Annotated in this window: 14 protein-coding genes; 6 read left to right on the forward strand and 8 right to left on the reverse strand. The window is 35.6% G+C overall.

Going from position 1 to position 16,401, the window contains the following annotated elements:
• Positions 1 to 25 precede the first annotated feature (25 nt).
• The gene (locus WH188_RS22215) at positions 26 to 1,273 is read right to left on the reverse strand and encodes an ABC transporter permease (protein ID WP_339424667.1); all 1,248 of its coding nucleotides are present in this window, start codon (positions 1,271 to 1,273) and stop codon (positions 26 to 28) included.
• A gap of 138 nt (positions 1,274 to 1,411) precedes the next feature.
• Complete coding sequence (locus WH188_RS22220) at positions 1,412 to 1,840, reverse strand: DUF2147 domain-containing protein (protein WP_132771687.1); 429 nt, start codon at positions 1,838 to 1,840, stop codon at positions 1,412 to 1,414.
• Positions 1,841 to 2,043: 203 nt separating this feature from the next.
• Between WH188_RS22220 and WH188_RS22225 the strand changes: the two genes are divergently transcribed.
• Positions 2,044 to 2,391 carry a phage holin family protein gene (locus WH188_RS22225; protein WP_021190846.1) on the forward strand — a complete coding sequence of 116 codons (348 nt, stop codon included), beginning with the start codon at positions 2,044 to 2,046 and terminating at the stop codon, positions 2,389 to 2,391.
• A gap of 97 nt (positions 2,392 to 2,488) precedes the next feature.
• On the opposite strand, the gene WH188_RS22230 is transcribed toward WH188_RS22225, so the two are convergent.
• Together WH188_RS22230 and WH188_RS22235 are read right to left on the reverse strand one after the other, a co-directional pair.
• Positions 2,489 to 4,000 (reverse strand): SusD/RagB family nutrient-binding outer membrane lipoprotein, encoded by a 1,512-nt coding sequence (locus WH188_RS22230; RefSeq protein ID WP_339424668.1) that lies wholly within the window; start codon positions 3,998 to 4,000, stop codon positions 2,489 to 2,491.
• A gap of 10 nt (positions 4,001 to 4,010) precedes the next feature.
• Positions 4,011 to 7,064, reverse strand: coding sequence for a SusC/RagA family TonB-linked outer membrane protein (locus WH188_RS22235; RefSeq protein WP_339424669.1), 3,054 nt, complete (start codon positions 7,062 to 7,064; stop codon positions 4,011 to 4,013).
• A 166-nt stretch (positions 7,065 to 7,230) separates the two neighbouring features.
• Here WH188_RS22235 and WH188_RS22240 point away from each other — a divergent pair, with 166 nt between their 5' ends.
• The gene (locus WH188_RS22240; protein WP_339424670.1) at positions 7,231 to 8,127 is read left to right on the forward strand and encodes a helix-turn-helix domain-containing protein; all 897 of its coding nucleotides are present in this window, start codon (positions 7,231 to 7,233) and stop codon (positions 8,125 to 8,127) included.
• Between the two features lie 129 nt (positions 8,128 to 8,256).
• On the opposite strand, the gene nagB is transcribed toward WH188_RS22240, so the two are convergent.
• The gene (nagB, locus tag WH188_RS22245) at positions 8,257 to 10,176 is read right to left on the reverse strand and encodes a glucosamine-6-phosphate deaminase (protein WP_339424671.1); all 1,920 of its coding nucleotides are present in this window, start codon (positions 10,174 to 10,176) and stop codon (positions 8,257 to 8,259) included.
• 136 nt (positions 10,177 to 10,312) lie between these two features.
• Complete coding sequence (locus WH188_RS22250; protein WP_339424672.1) at positions 10,313 to 11,464, reverse strand: methionine aminotransferase; 1,152 nt, start codon at positions 11,462 to 11,464, stop codon at positions 10,313 to 10,315.
• Positions 11,465 to 11,600: 136 nt separating this feature from the next.
• Between WH188_RS22250 and WH188_RS22255 the strand changes: the two genes are divergently transcribed.
• The gene (locus WH188_RS22255; protein WP_339424673.1) at positions 11,601 to 12,284 is read left to right on the forward strand and encodes a peroxiredoxin family protein; all 684 of its coding nucleotides are present in this window, start codon (positions 11,601 to 11,603) and stop codon (positions 12,282 to 12,284) included.
• Positions 12,285 to 12,335: 51 nt separating this feature from the next.
• Here WH188_RS22255 and radA read toward each other — a convergent pair whose 3' ends face one another.
• Entirely contained in the window at positions 12,336 to 13,721 is a 1,386-nt protein-coding gene (gene radA, locus WH188_RS22260; protein WP_021190839.1) for a DNA repair protein RadA, read from the reverse strand.
• Between the two features lie 97 nt (positions 13,722 to 13,818).
• Here radA and WH188_RS22265 point away from each other — a divergent pair, with 97 nt between their 5' ends.
• From WH188_RS22265 to WH188_RS22275, 3 genes are read left to right on the forward strand one after another with little or no spacing between them, the layout of a single operon-like run.
• On the forward strand, positions 13,819 to 14,319 hold the full coding sequence (locus WH188_RS22265; RefSeq protein ID WP_132844881.1) for an RNA polymerase sigma factor: 501 nt from the start codon (positions 13,819 to 13,821) through the stop codon (positions 14,317 to 14,319).
• The gene (locus tag WH188_RS22270; RefSeq protein ID WP_168127961.1) at positions 14,319 to 14,933 is read left to right on the forward strand and encodes a hypothetical protein; all 615 of its coding nucleotides are present in this window, start codon (positions 14,319 to 14,321) and stop codon (positions 14,931 to 14,933) included. The genes WH188_RS22265 and WH188_RS22270 overlap by 1 nt, the downstream gene beginning before the upstream one ends.
• Before the next feature lie 32 nt (positions 14,934 to 14,965).
• The gene (locus WH188_RS22275) at positions 14,966 to 15,244 is read left to right on the forward strand and encodes a DUF1294 domain-containing protein (RefSeq protein ID WP_168127962.1); all 279 of its coding nucleotides are present in this window, start codon (positions 14,966 to 14,968) and stop codon (positions 15,242 to 15,244) included.
• Here the strand turns inward: WH188_RS22275 and WH188_RS22280 are convergent.
• A complete protein-coding gene (locus WH188_RS22280) occupies positions 15,241 to 16,398 on the reverse strand; it encodes a dipeptidase (protein WP_168127963.1) in 1,158 nt (385 codons plus the stop codon). The two genes, WH188_RS22275 and WH188_RS22280, sit on opposite strands and share 4 nt — an antisense overlap.
• Positions 16,399 to 16,401 lie beyond the last annotated feature (3 nt).

A 16,401-nucleotide genomic window follows, 5' to 3' on the forward strand; every position in this document is an offset into this window, starting at 1 on the left:
ATGTGAAACCGTTTGCACAATTTTACTATTCATAACGCAATGCTTCTACAGGATCTAATTTTGAAGCTTTTGATGCAGGATAATAGCCTGAGAGCATACCCACCAGAACACATACTGTAAAACCTAATATGATCCAATTCCAAGGAACAATAAATGATGCACCCAATTGTAATGCTAGCAGGTTGCCGATGACGATGCCCAATATAATTCCTGCGGCCCCACCAATTAAACAGATAACAACTGCTTCTATTAAGAACTGTTTACGTATCACCGAAGGGGTTGCTCCAATTGCCTTACGGATTCCAATCTCACGCGTCCGCTCTGTTACAGAAACCAGCATAATATTCATTAAACCGATGGAAGCTCCTATTAATGTTATTAATGCAATCACGATTGCTCCCATTGTAATGATAACCATATTTTGAAGTAAGATCTGCGCAACTGCATCAGATTTTGTGATTTCAAAATCCGATGTTTGTTTAGCTGTCAACCCACGTATATTACGGAACACAATAGTAGCCTCCCCTACTGCGGCTTCTAAGCGAACCGGATCATTAACCGATATCGTAATGGTATAAGAAGGCTCAACACCCCCCATTACCGTTCTTGCTTTTACCAAAGGTATCAAACAGGCTTTATCAGCACCCATACCAGCGCTTGATCCCTTATTTTTTAATACTCCGATTACTTGATAACGCACCCCACCGATTGTCATAAATTCACCTATGGGATTGATGGTGCCTTTAAATAATTTTTGATATATTTCATCACCGATAATGACGACAGGACTTCCTTTATAAACTTCCTGATTCGTAAAATTACGCCCAATAGACAAGTTATATCCGGATGTTTTTAAATAGGATTCATCAGATCCGATGACACCGATATTAGGATTTGTTTTTTCTGATTTATATTTTGCTGTTGCGGCCCATGAAACATTAACATTGATCGAGGTGACCGCGTCAAACTTATATTGTTCCTTAAAGCTGACCGCTTCTCGGTATGTAATGGAGGAATATACCTTCGACTGCTCACCGCTATTTCCAATACGGACATTCAGACCGCGATTCCGAATATTAAATGAATTGGACCCCATTGAAGAAAAGGAATCTGTTAAAGACGATTTAATCGCATCTATAGATGTTAAAACACCTATAAGTGCCGTAATGCCTATTGCGATAATCAGTGCTGTCAGAAATGTGCGCAACTTATTGCCTACAATGGATTGGAGAGCAAGTTTTATATTCTCTGAATAGGACATTTTAACAGCCATAGCAATTCTATCGTTAATATTTAGATTGCTGAAATTACTGCTATTAAATTAATTTTACAATGTTTTTAATAATTAAAGACCCTAAAAGAAAAAGCGCCCTTATAAATAAGTAGCGCTTTCCATTTTTTTACCAAAGCTTTAGTTCACCCTTTTCCATGATTCAGTACGTCCGAATAAACTGACGCCCACATAACCCCTGATATCTAACTTATCTGTTCCCTGTAAGGTCATTTTACAGCTATAGGTTTTTCCTGTTTTTGGATCATATATTTTACCGTCCTGATAGACATTACCATCTTTTGAAAAGTTGGTCAAAATCTCTAAGCCCTGAACCTGTCTGCTTTGTAAACTTTTATCGGGATTCTTAACGTCCTTTTTAATATTACCCTGTGCATCATTTGGCTCTTTCAACCAATATAGTTTACCAAAATACTTTTCACCTTTTTTGTAGATTTCTATTCTACCTTCTCCACTAGGATTCTGCCATTTTCCAATAATAGGGTCAGATTGTGCAAAAATTAATACTGACGTAAATACCAGCATCAGTGTCATGATCATCTTTTTCATATTGTCTCTGTTATAATTGTTTATGTGAATTTACAAAATTTATATTATGCAAGCATAACATATATGTAATTAATTATATTAAACACATTAAAGTACCAAAAGTTTAATTTGGGAGAGACGAATAGCAAACGATCGTTTAGGAGTAGAATTTGGCACCGCATTTGATGATAATTTTGTAAGATTAACTTAAAATTATAAATATCATGAAATTCATTATTAGCCTACTTATTACAGGTGTAGTGATTGCACTAGCAGCCTACATATCTCCAGGAGTACATGTTGCCAGCTTTCTTTGGGCTATCATAACAGGTCTTGTTATTGGATTTGTTAATGCTACCGTTGGTTCGATTTTAAGATTGTTCACTTTTCCACTAAATTGGTTAACACTGGGACTAGTTTCTTTTATCATCACTGTGCTCATGATATTATTAACAGATTCATTACTCGGATCTAAATTTGATGTTTCCGGCTTCTGGACAGCAGCGCTCTTTGCAATTGTAGTAGCGGTGCTAGAAATGATCATTGGAAAAATGTTTCCTAGCAAAGATTAAAATAAAACTTTTCAAAATACAAAAAAGCCAATCTTTTTCGATTGGCTTTTTGTATTGATGATGAAGTCTTTTTCTTAAAATTCTTTAACAAAAGAACTCAATTAGCATCCCACCATACTCTATTGGTTAAAACTCCATTATCACCCTGGCTTACCACATTTTGGTTATTCGTATTGATTTCTGTTTCAGGATACATAAATCGCAATGGATACCCATTAGGCACTGGAGAAGACGCAGAGTTAGGAAAGTTAGGGTATCCGAGTCTTCTAAAATCATTCCATGACTGAATGTTATTAATATTATTTAGAGCTAACCATTTCTGTGTGATGATACGCTCAATCTTATTCGTTGCAGTCGCATAGTTCACATTAGTCTGGTTGATATAAGATTGTACATTATAATTATTAACATTGAACAAATAATTAAAGGATGCTTGTATCCCACTTTGATATAATTGACTTGCTATACCTGTTATCCAATCTCTTTCAACTGCTTCTGCTCGCAAGAAATGAGATTCTGCTAATGATATTAAAACAATAGATTGATTGAAAGATTTAATTATTCCTGCTGGTTGGTTTCCATTCTCATTTGGTCCTTTTAAAGATGAAGTATTAACTGCTGCATACTCATCTTTTATCATATTTTCCCCAAAAATAACCCCTTTAAAGTCTCCGTTTATACTCACATAATTTTGAGCCAATCTCGGGTCATTAAATTCTTTATATTTTCCAATAAGATACTGAGTTGGACGTATATTAGCATAATTAGCTACAGCTACTCCAGAATTATTACGATAGTAGGTTTCGTAGAATGGATTAATCTTAGATGCTGTATTCAAAAAACCTGGGTTTACACTAGCATCTTCTTCTAAAAAGCCAGAACCTTCTTTTGTAATTTTAGCAATTTCCTCTGTAATATAAGATGCTTGACTCGAAACTTCAGACTGTCTTAACAACGCTCTTAATTTCAACGTATTTCCAAATTTTGCCCATTTCGTTTTATTTCCTTTGAATACAACATCATCATTTGCAGGAAGCAAAGAGGCAACTTTAATTTCTTCTATACCTTGAGTAATCAGGTCTACAGACTTTTTATATACATCTTTTCCGGACTCATAACTTGGGTGCAAAATCTTAGACCCTTTTAGGGCGTCCTCATAAGGCACATTATTATAGAAATCAACAAGTATAAAAAAATGGTATCCCATCATAATCTTTGCTATTCCTGAATAAAATTTAGCATCTTCTATTTCCGCCTGTTCTAATATTTCTTTATAATAAAACAAATTATTATAAGTCGATTCCCAAACAGCCAATCCATCACGAGTATCTCTAATTCCTGGGCCATTATATATCTTGAGAGCTCCAAAAGAATTAATTCCTTCATTTGAAGTACCCCAATATCCTCCCCAAAGACCTCCTATCTGGTTTAATTGAGTAGCTTCATATGCCGCTGATGTCACCAATGCTGCAGGAAGTTTAGCATTCAAACTTAAATTTTCCTTAATTGGGGAATTCGGGTTAACATTTACATCTAAAAAATCTTTGCAAGAAGTCAATGTGAAAAATGCAAAACTCATTAACCCTATCTTTCTAATATTGTATTTCATTTTCGTATTTTTAAAAAGTCATATTAATATTGAAGCCCATTGACCTTGATGTTGGGATCTGTCTGAAACTCGCATAACCATCCGTTTGATTGTACAGTGCTTCGGGATCACCAATTTTATTGGAAGAATGTCTAATAATGAACAAATTATTACCAACAAAACCGATGCTTGCTTTTTTAAACAATTTCTGTCCTGCCAAAAACTTTGCAGGCAATTCATACCCAACATAAAGTTCTCTTAATTTTAAAAAGTCTGCTTTTGCAGCAGTAGTTGTCTGAATATTTCCATAAGCGGTCCACCAAGCTTTGTCTCCTTTAGAATATACATCGGTATTCTCCACAACACTTCCATCCGAAAGTCGAACCATCGAATTTGGCATAATAAACGGCTGTCTATCATATTTCACAGTCTCAATATGTGTTCCTGCTGCATACATTCTTGGAAATACTTCTGAGTACATCCAGCTTCCTAATCTTGAGTCTATTTGAAAACCTAATGTAAAGGACTGATAAGAGAGTTTTGTTGAAAAACCAAAAAGGTATGGAGGAACCATTGTACCCAATACAACTTCTTCATCTGAAGGAATAACATTACCATCCTTATCTAGTACTATTTTACCTCCTTCTTTTAAGAAATCTGTCATTCTAAGCGTCGGATATTGATGATCTTTAAGCGCATAAGCCTGTCTAAAGATGTTAAATTCATCTCCTGCAAATAGGTCTTTAGCTTTAGTGTCTGTATAACTGAAGTTAAAACCCAAATCCAACTTCACTTTATCATTTTTAATTACAGTTCCATTGATCATAACTTCGAGCGTTTTATTGATCATCCGTCCTGCATTGACAATTGTAGAGTTAAATCCCGTTGCACTTGATATCCCGGCATTAAAAATCTGTCCATCAGAATCTGAATGTGCATAAGCAATATCTGTACTCAATCTATTATTAAAGAATCCCAGCTGAAGACCTACCTCATAAGATTTTACAAATTCTGGCTTAATTAATAAATTGGGTTCTGATAGAGAAGGCGTAAATCCGACCAAACTTCCATAAGGAAATCCTGCTGTCTGACTATATGTTAAATTTAATCTGTAAGGATCCAATGTAACATTACCGGTCTTATTATAAGATGAATAAACACGTCCATAATTTAATACGCTGTTATTTTTCAGACTTTCAATTGCATCTGTAAATACAAAGGAAGAACTTATACCTGGCGAGAAGTAACTATTATTATTGGGGTCTAACACAGAAACTTTATCATTTCTACCAATCAAAGTCAAAAACAAATAATTTTTATAACCTGCAGTAAATTCTCCATATGTAGCCAATGATCGGTATTTTGTTATTGTAGAGCCTCCAGTCAACTCTCCTGTTCTAGATCCTTGATTAAAAATATCTTCAAATAATAAGTTTGATGCACTTACATTTATTTGTTTTCTTTCATCCATTCTGACATTTTGACCTACTAATAACTTAGTCGTGAAATCACCAAAATCCTTATGAAAATTTAAAATCAAGTCATTATTGAATCTTGTAAATCCGGCATGAGTATCATTAACAGATCCATTGATATTCCGTGTTGCTACGCTAGATGTTAATTTCCGATTTGTTACACGACCTGGCTCAGATTGGAAATAAAGACCTGTTCTATAAGTCGCATTCAACCAGTCTGCAAATTCATAATTAAACTCTAATTTTGAATTTAAGGTATGTTGATCGGAAGTATTTCTGTTGTTATCAGCCATGAAAATTGGATTTCTTGTACTTGCAACAGGATTATACCAATTTAAAGGATGATTTGGAGAACTTGGATTTTGCCAATTTCTAGCGTCCTTATAGTCAATATTTGCAGGCTGAGTATATACAGAAAGCCAAGGCCCATCGCTCGTTGTATTGTTCTTAAAAAAGACATAGTTTACGTTAAATGAAGTATTAAGCTTGTTAAAACGACGAGAACCATTAAATCGGGCTCCAGTACGACTTGATTTATCTCCTGGAATAATTCCTTTGATACGCACATCCTGTAAGGACATAAAATATGAGCTTTCACTATCTCCACCCGAAAACGATAGATCATTTTGGGTCGTAATTCCTGTATCAAAAAATCCTAAGCGATTATCTTTACTAGGAGCTTCATATCGTTTAGTCGGTTGTAATCCATTGATTGGAAGACCAAAGTCTCTCTCTTCTCCATTAAACTTATCACCCCAAGATTCATTAGCTACTGGACTGTAAATCCCGTTCTGTCCTTGTCCAAATTCCACTTGCGCCGGCGGTAATAAAAATACATTAGAAAAAGTTGTGCTATTGCTAAAATTAATTTGACCTCGATCAGATTTTCCAGATTTTGTCGTGATCATGATAGCACCATTTACACCCTCAGAACCATAAAGGGCGGCAGCATTCGCACCCTTAAGGACAGTAATATCCTGAATATCATTTGGGTTAACACGTGTAATATCTGGTAAAGGAACTCCATCTACAACATACAAAGGATCATTTTTAGATCTGTTTAAAGAACGGGTACCTCTTAATCTAATCTGAATGCCTGGATCAGTTTTACCAGTTGTTAGATCAGTTGCATTGATACGCAATCCAGCAACTTTACTAGACAAAGCAAGTAATGGGTTTACAACTTTACCTAGATTAAGCTCCTCATTGCTAACAGACTGAGCAGAAGTGCCAAGCTCTCTGGATTGTCTTTTAATACCAAGTGCTCCAGTAACAACTACTTCTGAGAGCTGTTTGTTATCTTTTGCTAGGTAAATAATACGATCTGACCAATCTTTATCAATAAAAATTTCGGTCGGCAAATATCCTAAGTGGGAAACAATTAATTTTTGTCCCTGATGTGCCTGAATCCTAAAGCTACCTTGGGAACCTGTTATCACACTTCCTGAACGTTCATTCCCTTTTACAGAAACAGAAACGCCCCTAATAGGCTCGTCACTTTCTTGTTCTAAAACACGTCCAGCTAATGTAACATGAGTCTGTCCCAACAAATCCAAAGAATATGTGGCCAGCAGCAATAGCAGTAAAATTGAAAAGTAATTTTTTATCATCCTTCACTTTTTAGTTAATACATGTAAAAATTTATATCTTTGTCTTTAGAACCAGTCTAAATAACTGAATGCAAAATTAGATTAATTATAAATAGTGGAGTGACGAGATCCGAAAAACAAGCTTAACAATCCGAAATTAAGTGGCAACTATAATAATAAGCACAATATGAATCAAGAGGATAGAAACATCTCCTTATACAATAACATAGATTATGAAGTAAAGCTTTTAGCTTTAAATGATGAATTTTCTCGTCTCAAAATTGATGACAACAGTTCGGTTCTCATTATTTCTATGGCTAAAACCAGCACTATAATTTTGGACCAACAAGAGATTGAGCTTAAAGAAAAACATTCTTGCTTTTATTATTCACAAGGTTTGGATCTCTTTCTGATCGCAAAAAATGAGAAAGCAAAAATTTGTATACTGACATTTAAGGCTGGGTTTCTAAAGCACAGTGAAATTGAACTTGGTAATCAAGAAAAGATAGAAAAACTCTTTCAATCTTCATCAACATTGAGATGTTTTCGTGTCCCATCCATTCATAGCAATGCTCTAGGTCTTATTCATACGCAACTTCCAGAGTCTCTCCTATCTACATTCTATAAAGGGACATCTCTAAACATATTCTGCAAATTGGTCGCCTACTTAGAATTATCTACAAAAACAGAAAGTACAAGATTGAGAGATATTGATATGGAAAAGATAAAGACCGCTAAAGGATTGATCGAGTCCAATTTGAGTCAGAATTTCACGATCTCTCAATTGGCCAGAATTGTCGGAACTAATGAACAATACCTTAAAAAACATTTTAAGCAATTTTATGGAATGACAGTATTCAATTTTATAGTTGATTGTAAAATGAATAAGGCGAAACTGATGCTTAAAGAAAAAGATGTCAAGGTAAGCTCAATTAGTCAGCAGTTGGGTTATAGACATGCGACTCATTTTACTACAGCTTTTAAGAAATTTTTTGGATATACACCCAATGCATTAAGATATTTATTTGCAGTTTTCATAGACAATTATCTCGCAATTAAAGATTTTGCAATGATTTATATTTAATGCAAAATTGTGGAAACCATATAGAATACAATACCATTATCTCCTTAAATGCGATAATTCTAATAGTCAGTAATAGAACAAAAAAGGCTCTCCTAAAACGGAGAGCCTTTTATTAGTTATTTAATATAATTAGAATTCCCATCTTACGAAAGCTTCGATTGCCTCGTAATTAGCTAATCCCAATTGATCATATAATTCTGCAGTTTCGCTGGTACGATCTTCTGCACGTACCCAGAATTCACGAGGATCATCCCCAGGGAAAACTGGAAGATCTTTCTGTGATTGGTGCTTAAAGATAGCCAAACGCTTGCGGTATACCTCTTGTGGCGATAATGGAACAGCCATTTCAATTTCATGAATTGGGTATTCATGCCACGCTCCACGGTACAACCATAACCAACAATCTTTGGTCCACTCATCAGTCGCTTTTAAACGTCTCAATGCTTCAAACAAAATATTAAAACATACTTTGTGTGTTCCATGTGGATCCGCAAAATCACCAGCTGCAAATACCTGATGTGGCTTTACCTGACGTAATAATTCCATTGTTTGCTGGATATCATCTTCGAAAGAAACATCTTTTGAGAATTTCTGTCTATCGTAAAAAGGTAAGTCTTGGAAATGGATATTTGTATCTGGTAAACCTACAAAACGAGCGCCAGCAATAGCCTCTCCTTTACGGATTAATGCTTTGATCTTACGAACAATCTCTGTATCGATCTGGTTTGGTTTTTTAGTTTCAAAAATCTCACGGCTTTCTTTATACAACGTTGAAATTTTTGATGCATCAATTCCCATCTCTTTTGCAAAATCTTCCGCAAATTCTAAATAACGGATAACATCATCATCCCAAACAGCTGTGTTACCACAAGTTTGATACGCAACATGTACATCATGTCCTTGATCTGCTAAACGAATAAATGTACCTCCCATAGAGATTACATCGTCATCAGGGTGCGGAGAGAATACAATTGAAGTCTTCTTAGCCGGATTAGCACGCTCAGGTCTTTGTGAATCATCAACATTTGGTTTACCACCTGGCCAGCCAGTAATGGTATGTTGCAATTCATTAAAAATACGGATATTGATATTGTAAGCAGGACCTGATTGGGTTACCAACTTAGCCATACCATGATTATTATAATCTTCTTCTGTCAGTTTCAGAATAGGCTTCTTAATTTCTAAAGACAACCAAACAACTGCTTTTTTAATTAAAACAGGTGTCCATTCAATATCTTCAGCCAACCAAGGCAAATCAAATCTCGTTAATAATGAAGCTGATTCTGTATCTAAAATGAATTCTACATTATCAGACAGTTGCAAATAAGTTGCTGGAATCTCTGATGAGATTTCACCTTCTACAGCTTTCTTAATGATTTCAGCTTTATTACCACTCCAGGCCATCAAAATGATCTCTCGAGCTTTAAAAATAGTACCGACACCCATCGTAATTGCTTTACGAGGTACATTTTCTTTACCACCAAAATCACGAGAAGCATCACGACGTGTCAAATCATCTAATGTGACAACACGTGTACCCGAATTAGGAGCAGATCCAGGCTCATTGAAACCGATATGACCTGTACGACCAATTCCTAAAATTTGAATATCTAAACCACCTAAGTCAGTAATTTTTTGCTCATAAGCTTCACAAGCGGCATTGATCGCATCTACTGCTAATGTTCCGTCAGGAATATTAACATTTGTTCTTTCAATATCGACATGATCAAATAGATTTTTATTCATGAATGTCACATAACTCTGTGCGGCATCTGGCTGCATCGGATAATATTCATCCAAGTTAAACGTGATGACATTTTTGAAACTTAAACCTTCTTCTTTATGTAAACGGATTAATTCAGCGTAAACTTTAATGGGTGTTGCACCAGTAGCAAGACCTAAAATTGCATTTTCGCCATTCTCTTGCTTTTTGCGAATGATGTCCGCAATACGCTTTGCAACAACTTTGGAAGCTGTGCTTGGATCAGGATACACACTTACAGGAACTTTTTCAAAGCGTGTTTCTTCCAATAAATTTAATCTAGCCATTATTAGAATTAGTATTGATAGGGTGAATTACAAATTTATAAAATATTGTAGCTTATTCACCATATTTTATAAGATTTTAAATCGTTTATAGCAAAAATGCAAATGCACACGATTGCTAAAACGTTTATTTGAAGTATTATCTAATATTATTAAGTAAATCAATGGCTTCAATGAGCGTTGCAGATCTTTTAGCAAAACAAATTCGCAAAATATACTGATTTGGATCTGCCGTATAAAACGCTGAAATCGGAATTAATCCGATCTTATTTTCGACGATCATACGTTCAGCAAATAAGAGGTCTTGTTCCTCCGAAATTGAACTGTAATCAACATTCAAAAAATAAGTACCGTTGCTCGGTAATAAGGTAAATTTGGAAGATGATATTCCAGCAATCAGGAAGTTCCTCTTCTGTTCAAAGAAGTCTCCTAAACCTAAATAACTTTGTGAATCTTCCAGATACTTGGCAATAGCCATTTGAACTGCACCATTGACACTAAAGACATTGTATTGATGGATCTTTCGAAATTCTCTCGTTAATTCAAGGGGTGCTATACAGTATCCCACCTTCCAGCCAGTTACATGGAGTAGTTTTCCAAAAGATGCAATGACAAAGCTTCTTTGCCTTAGCAAGGTATGCGCTAATAAAGAATAGGGCTTTCTGCCATCATATACGAGGTGTTCATACACTTCGTCGCTCAATACAAATACTTGCGACGAAGCTACAATCTGAGCTAATGCTTCGATATCATCCAGTTCCAGTTGTCGACCAGTTGGATTATTAGGGTTGTTAATAATAATCAGTTTCGTTCTGGCATTCACTAGACTTTTTACATAATCCCAGTCAATAGTAAAATCAGGCGCTAAAAGAACAATAGGTATGACCTTTCCTCCAAATAATTCAACAGTTGGGGCATAACAGTCATATGCTGGTTCAAATATAATGACCTCATCATCTTTATGAACAACTGTAGCTATAGCAGTGAAAATAGCTTGAGTCCCTCCCGCTGTTACAGTAATTTCATCCTGAACGTCGACCTCTATCTGATGGGTATTCATAACTTTCAAGGCTATTTTTTCACGTAAGGATAAGGCTCCCGGCATTAATGCGTATTGATTAAACCCATCGTTCATATAATCCTTTACAAGATTGATTAAATGTGGATCAGTATCATAATCAGGAAAACCCTGTGCCAGGTTTAGTGCACCATACTGTTGCGCGAGCGCAGACATTTTACTGAAAATTGTTGTTCCCACACGTGGAAGCTTAGATTGAAAGGTTGAATTCATAATAGTCTGAATAAAGAAATGCTAAGATAATATTTTGGTAAAGTTCGCAATCAATTGTAAAAAGAATGTATAAAAAACAAATATAATCTACCTAAGCGATAGATTATATTATATTTGTAATAAAAATGCTCAAATAATGATGAAAAAATTTTTTATATACTTCTTATTTTGCTTACCCCTTATAGCAGCAGCACAGAAGAAAGAGTTAACTAAAGAGGATTATATCGCTCGTGTAAAAGCCAATCCAGATTCTATTTCTACATTGGTAGATTTAAGAAGAGTTGGTGGCTATACGCCAGAATATCAAGAATTACAAAGCTTATACAACACCTTAGGCAAAAACGTTAAAAATTCACAAGAAGGTCAGGAATTTAAAACATATCTTGAAGCACTTTCGAAAGTCGTAATCGGAAAACAAGCTCCCGAGTTTACGCAAAATGATACCACGGGAAATCCTATTAAATTAACCGATTTCAGAGGGAAGTTTGTCCTACTAGATTTTTGGGCTTCATGGTGTCCTGATTGTCGGGTGCAAAGTCCTGACTTAGTCAAAACCTATGCGACCTTTAAAGATAAAAACTTCGAAATATTAGGAATTTCTTTTGATAGAGACAGAAACTCTTGGATAAAGGCCATTCATACCGATAAGTTACATTGGAAACATGTTTCGGACCTAAAGCGTTGGCAAAATGATGTGGGAACATTATATGGCGTCAAAGCTATCCCACAAAATGTGCTGATTGATCCTTCTGGAAAAATCATAGCCAGAAATATACATGGCGAGGACTTGAATAAGAAACTGAAAGAAGTATTAAAATAAATAGAAAAGGGAGCGATTAATAATCGTTCCCTTTTCTATTTATAGCTCATGTTAACCAAACAGAGCTCGGAATACATCCTCTAGAGTTGCAACCGGACGAATAGCGATATTATACTTTTTAGGATCTAACCCCTTTGTATTAAACTTAGAAATAAAGATTCCTTCAAAACCTAATTTCTCAGCTTCAGCGATGCGTTGCTCAATTCGATTTACAGCACGAATTTCTCCAGATAGCCCGACCTCACCAGCAAAAGTGATGTTTGTTTTTACAGCAATATCCTGTTGTGAAGAAATAATAGCGACGATGACTGCTAAATCTATAGCAGGATCTTCCACTCTTAGTCCTCCTGCAATATTTAAGAAGACATCTTGCGCACTCAATCTAAAACCAAAACGTTTCTCCAATACAGCAAGTAACATACTTAATCTTTTAGTATCAAATCCAGTGGATGTACGTTGTGGATTTCCAAAAGCAGAATTACTAACTAAGGCCTGCACCTCAATCATCATAGGACGTGCTCCCTCCAGCATTGCTGCGATAGACACCCCACTAACCGGAGCATCGCGTTGCGAAATCATAATTTCAGAGGGATTGGAAACCTCTCTCAGACCTGAACCCTGCATTTCATAGATACCCAGCTCTGAGGCCGAACCAAACCGATTCTTCACAGCTCTCAAGATACGATAAACGTGATGCCGATCGCCCTCAAACTGTAAAACAGTATCGACCATATGCTCCAAAACTTTAGGTCCTGCAATAGATCCATCTTTAGTAATATGACCAACAATTAAAACTGGAGTACTCGTTTCTTTGGCAAACCGCAACAACTCTGCTGTACATTCCCGAACCTGAGACACAGAACCCGGCGCAGATTCTATCTGCGACGAATGCAGGGTCTGAATGGAATCGATCACGATTACATTGGGTTGCACAACTTCTATCTGTTTAAAAATATTTTGTGTAGACGTTTCTGTTAAGATATAACAATTCGCATTAGATGATTGCGACAACCGTTCCGCCCGCATTTTAATCTGTTGCTCACTCTCTTCTCCTGAAATATAAAGGGTCTTTACCTGCGGAATGGATAATGCCAGTTGCAACATGAGCGTAGACTTCCCAATACCCGGTTCTCCACCGATTAAAACCAAAGAACCTGGAACAATCCCTCCGCCCAAGACACGGTTAAACTCCTGATCGGGTGTCAGGATACGTGATTCATCCTGATAAACGATTTCATGAATAACAGCCGCTTTATTTGCGCGCTTGGGTGACGATGTTAGCGATGTACTGCGCCATTCAGGGACTTTAGATCCTGATTTCTCTACCACTTCTTCTACGAGAGAATTCCATTGCTTACATGAAGGACATTGCCCAAGCCATTTTGCGGATTCAAATCCACAACTTTGACAGAAATATGCTGATTTTGTCTTTGCCATTGTACGAATTTACCACTTTTTAAACGGCAACATTTAGGTTATTAAAAAATCTTACAATATTTTGTAACAAGAATCAGAAGTTATCGACTTATCGAATATGAATTTGGAACAGGAGTTTATCATCCTTTTAGAAAAAAATCAAAATATCGTACATAAAATCTGTAAAATATATACGGATCAAGAGGATATGCATAAAGATCTTTTTCAAGAAATAACGATTCAGCTTTGGCATTCTTATCCTAAATTCCGAGGCGAGGCAAAATTTAGCACCTGGGCATATCGAATTGGGCTAAATACAGCGATATCCCTATTTAGAAACAAAAAAAGGACTTTACCAATTATTCCCTGGGATCAAAATTTAGAAAAAATATCATACGAGGAATACGATCCAGAAAAAGATGATCAGCTCCAATATTTATATGAAGCGATCCACCATTTGAATGATATTGAAAAAGCACTCATATACCTTTATCTGGAAGATAGGGATTACACAGAAATCGCTGAGACACTTGGCATCAGCGAAGTCAATGCTCGCGTTAAAATGAACAGAACAAAAACAAAATTGAAAGAGATTTTAAAAAAGAAAGGGGCTTTGTAATGGATGAGTTAGATCAATTTAAAAAACAGTGGAAGGAAAACGAAAATTTCATGAAACTCAATCAATCTGAAATCAAAGCTATTCTACATAAGAGTTCTACATCCATTGTTAAATGGATATTTATTATCTGTTGTCTCGAACTCTTACTGGGAATCACACTTTCATTTATACTTCCATCTGAAAAGGAAGAGTTTCTTGCTTTCGAATTATTGAACTGGACATATGAGATTATATCCTATATCGCCATCTTCTACTTTATATATATCTTTTTCAAACTTTTAAAAAAAATCAAAAATACCAATAATACAAAATCCTTAATGGAAGCAATATTGGCCGTTCGAAAAAATGCAGATCACTACATTAAGTTTAATTTATGGTGTATAAATTATGTTATCATAATTTCTCTACTACATAATATAGTAGCTGAATTTTATGAAAGTCATAGTTGGTCCATGGTATTATTTATTCTAATATTGGGATCAATTCTATCTTTTACATTTGGTTATGTCTTCATAAAATTAGCAAAAGGCTATTATCATCTCATCTATGGCAAATTGCTCAAAAAATTGAATCATAACTACGAAGAGTTAACACGCTTAGAAGAGGAATCTTAGAAAAAAGAAATCTATTATTACCTTTACAAACTATGCAGCAGACTATTATTTTCTATCTTGTATTCGTTAATCTTCTTACTTTTTTGCTTTTTTATCTTGATAAACGAAAAGCGATAAATAAAACCAATAGAATCTCGGAGAAAACACTGCTAAGTTTTTGTGCCATTGGGGGTAGTTTAGGAGGATTTCTCGGCATGCAGTTATTTCGCCATAAAACAAAAAAGAGAAGCTTTCTGCTTCCCTTTTTTATTATTGTTATTCTACAGGTAGGGGGTGTCTATGGATATGCGAATTATCATCATTTGATCTAGTTTTCATTTTCTTTTAGTATTCTTAAAAAGTTTAATCCCATAAGCTTTTCAAGGTCCGACTGATTATAGCCCCTTTTCAGTAAAGCCTTTGTCAAATTCGGTAATTTACTTACATCTTCTAATCCTCGAGGGGCTGACTCTATACCGTCATAGTCAGATCCGATGGCAACATGATCAATACCAATTTTTTGCACCAGATAATCAATATGATCCAAGAGTAAAGACAAAGGCACATCTGCAATATGTTTATTTTCCACAGACAATATCCCATATTGATCAGAAGCAGAGAGGGTATAATCGCCTTGAAGACCAAATTGCTTCTTGTACAATTTTTTGACACGCTTTTCATAATTTTTATCCAGAAAACCAGAGTAAAAATTAACACCTACCACTCCCCCATTTTTCTTCAGAGCTTCCAACTGGGCATCTTTTAAATTTCGGAAATGAGGAGTTAATTTATAAGCATTACTGTGCGACACCAGTACCGGTTTGGTCGCGACATCCAATACATCATAAAAAGTCTTTTCACCAACATGTGATAGATCTACCATCATGCCCAGTTTATTCATTTTTCTAACAATATCCTTACCTAAGGATGATAAACCCTTACCATCCTGTGATGTCGTTTTGAACTCTTGAGCGGCCGCAGTAGCCCAAGATAAATTATAATTCCAAGTGAGCGTCATGTACCGGGCCCCTCGATGATAAAGAGCTTCTAAATAATCAATATTAGCCTCTATCATATTTCCGCCTTCTATACCGATAAGCGCTGCTACTTTTTCATTTTTTGTAATACGCTCAATGTCATCACTATTTTTAGCAAGCTCAATCTTATCGGGGTTTCTGTTCAGCACTTTTTCAAGAGCATCAATTTGATCATTAGCATGTTTAAATGCTCCCGATTTCCATTTTTTATCATCCGACCATACCGCAAAAACCTGTACATCGATACCACCTTCAATCAATCTTGGAATATCAGTATGGTTTACCCTTAACCGCTGACTGATATCAAGACCGGGTAAGACCGATGTAATAATCACATCATTATGGCCGTCAACAACGATCATCTTTCGATGAATAGTTTCATAATCCTGTGCCTTCACAATTTCAATCCCTGATAACACGATTGCCAATGGTAAAATGTAATTTTTCATAAG

This window comes from Sphingobacterium sp. MYb388 (assembly GCF_037479535.1).
Classification (GTDB): Bacteria; Bacteroidota; Bacteroidia; order Sphingobacteriales; family Sphingobacteriaceae; genus Sphingobacterium; species Sphingobacterium anhuiense.

What these genes read in the sequence shown, in the direction of transcription:
- WH188_RS22280 (WP_168127963.1), bottom strand. Translation starts at nt 16,398, where the DNA reads ATGAAAAATTACATTTTACCATTGGCAATCGTGTTATCAGGGATTGAA.
- WH188_RS22270 (WP_168127961.1), top strand. Translation starts at nt 14,319, where the DNA reads ATGGATGAGTTAGATCAATTTAAAAAACAGTGGAAGGAAAACGAAAAT.
- nagB (WP_339424671.1), bottom strand. Translation starts at nt 10,176, where the DNA reads ATGGCTAGATTAAATTTATTGGAAGAAACACGCTTTGAAAAAGTTCCT.
- WH188_RS22235 (WP_339424669.1), bottom strand. Translation starts at nt 7,064, where the DNA reads ATGATAAAAAATTACTTTTCAATTTTACTGCTATTGCTGCTGGCCACA.
- radA (WP_021190839.1), bottom strand. Translation starts at nt 13,721, where the DNA reads ATGGCAAAGACAAAATCAGCATATTTCTGTCAAAGTTGTGGATTTGAA.
- WH188_RS22275 (WP_168127962.1), top strand. Translation starts at nt 14,966, where the DNA reads ATGCAGCAGACTATTATTTTCTATCTTGTATTCGTTAATCTTCTTACT.
- WH188_RS22240 (WP_339424670.1), top strand. Translation starts at nt 7,231, where the DNA reads ATGAATCAAGAGGATAGAAACATCTCCTTATACAATAACATAGATTAT.
- WH188_RS22265 (WP_132844881.1), top strand. Translation starts at nt 13,819, where the DNA reads ATGAATTTGGAACAGGAGTTTATCATCCTTTTAGAAAAAAATCAAAAT.
- WH188_RS22250 (WP_339424672.1), bottom strand. Translation starts at nt 11,464, where the DNA reads ATGAATTCAACCTTTCAATCTAAGCTTCCACGTGTGGGAACAACAATT.
- WH188_RS22230 (WP_339424668.1), bottom strand. Translation starts at nt 4,000, where the DNA reads ATGAAATACAATATTAGAAAGATAGGGTTAATGAGTTTTGCATTTTTC.
- WH188_RS22220 (WP_132771687.1), bottom strand. Translation starts at nt 1,840, where the DNA reads ATGAAAAAGATGATCATGACACTGATGCTGGTATTTACGTCAGTATTA.
- WH188_RS22255 (WP_339424673.1), top strand. Translation starts at nt 11,601, where the DNA reads ATGATGAAAAAATTTTTTATATACTTCTTATTTTGCTTACCCCTTATA.
- WH188_RS22225 (WP_021190846.1), top strand. Translation starts at nt 2,044, where the DNA reads ATGAAATTCATTATTAGCCTACTTATTACAGGTGTAGTGATTGCACTA.
- WH188_RS22215 (WP_339424667.1), bottom strand. Translation starts at nt 1,273, where the DNA reads ATGGCTGTTAAAATGTCCTATTCAGAGAATATAAAACTTGCTCTCCAA.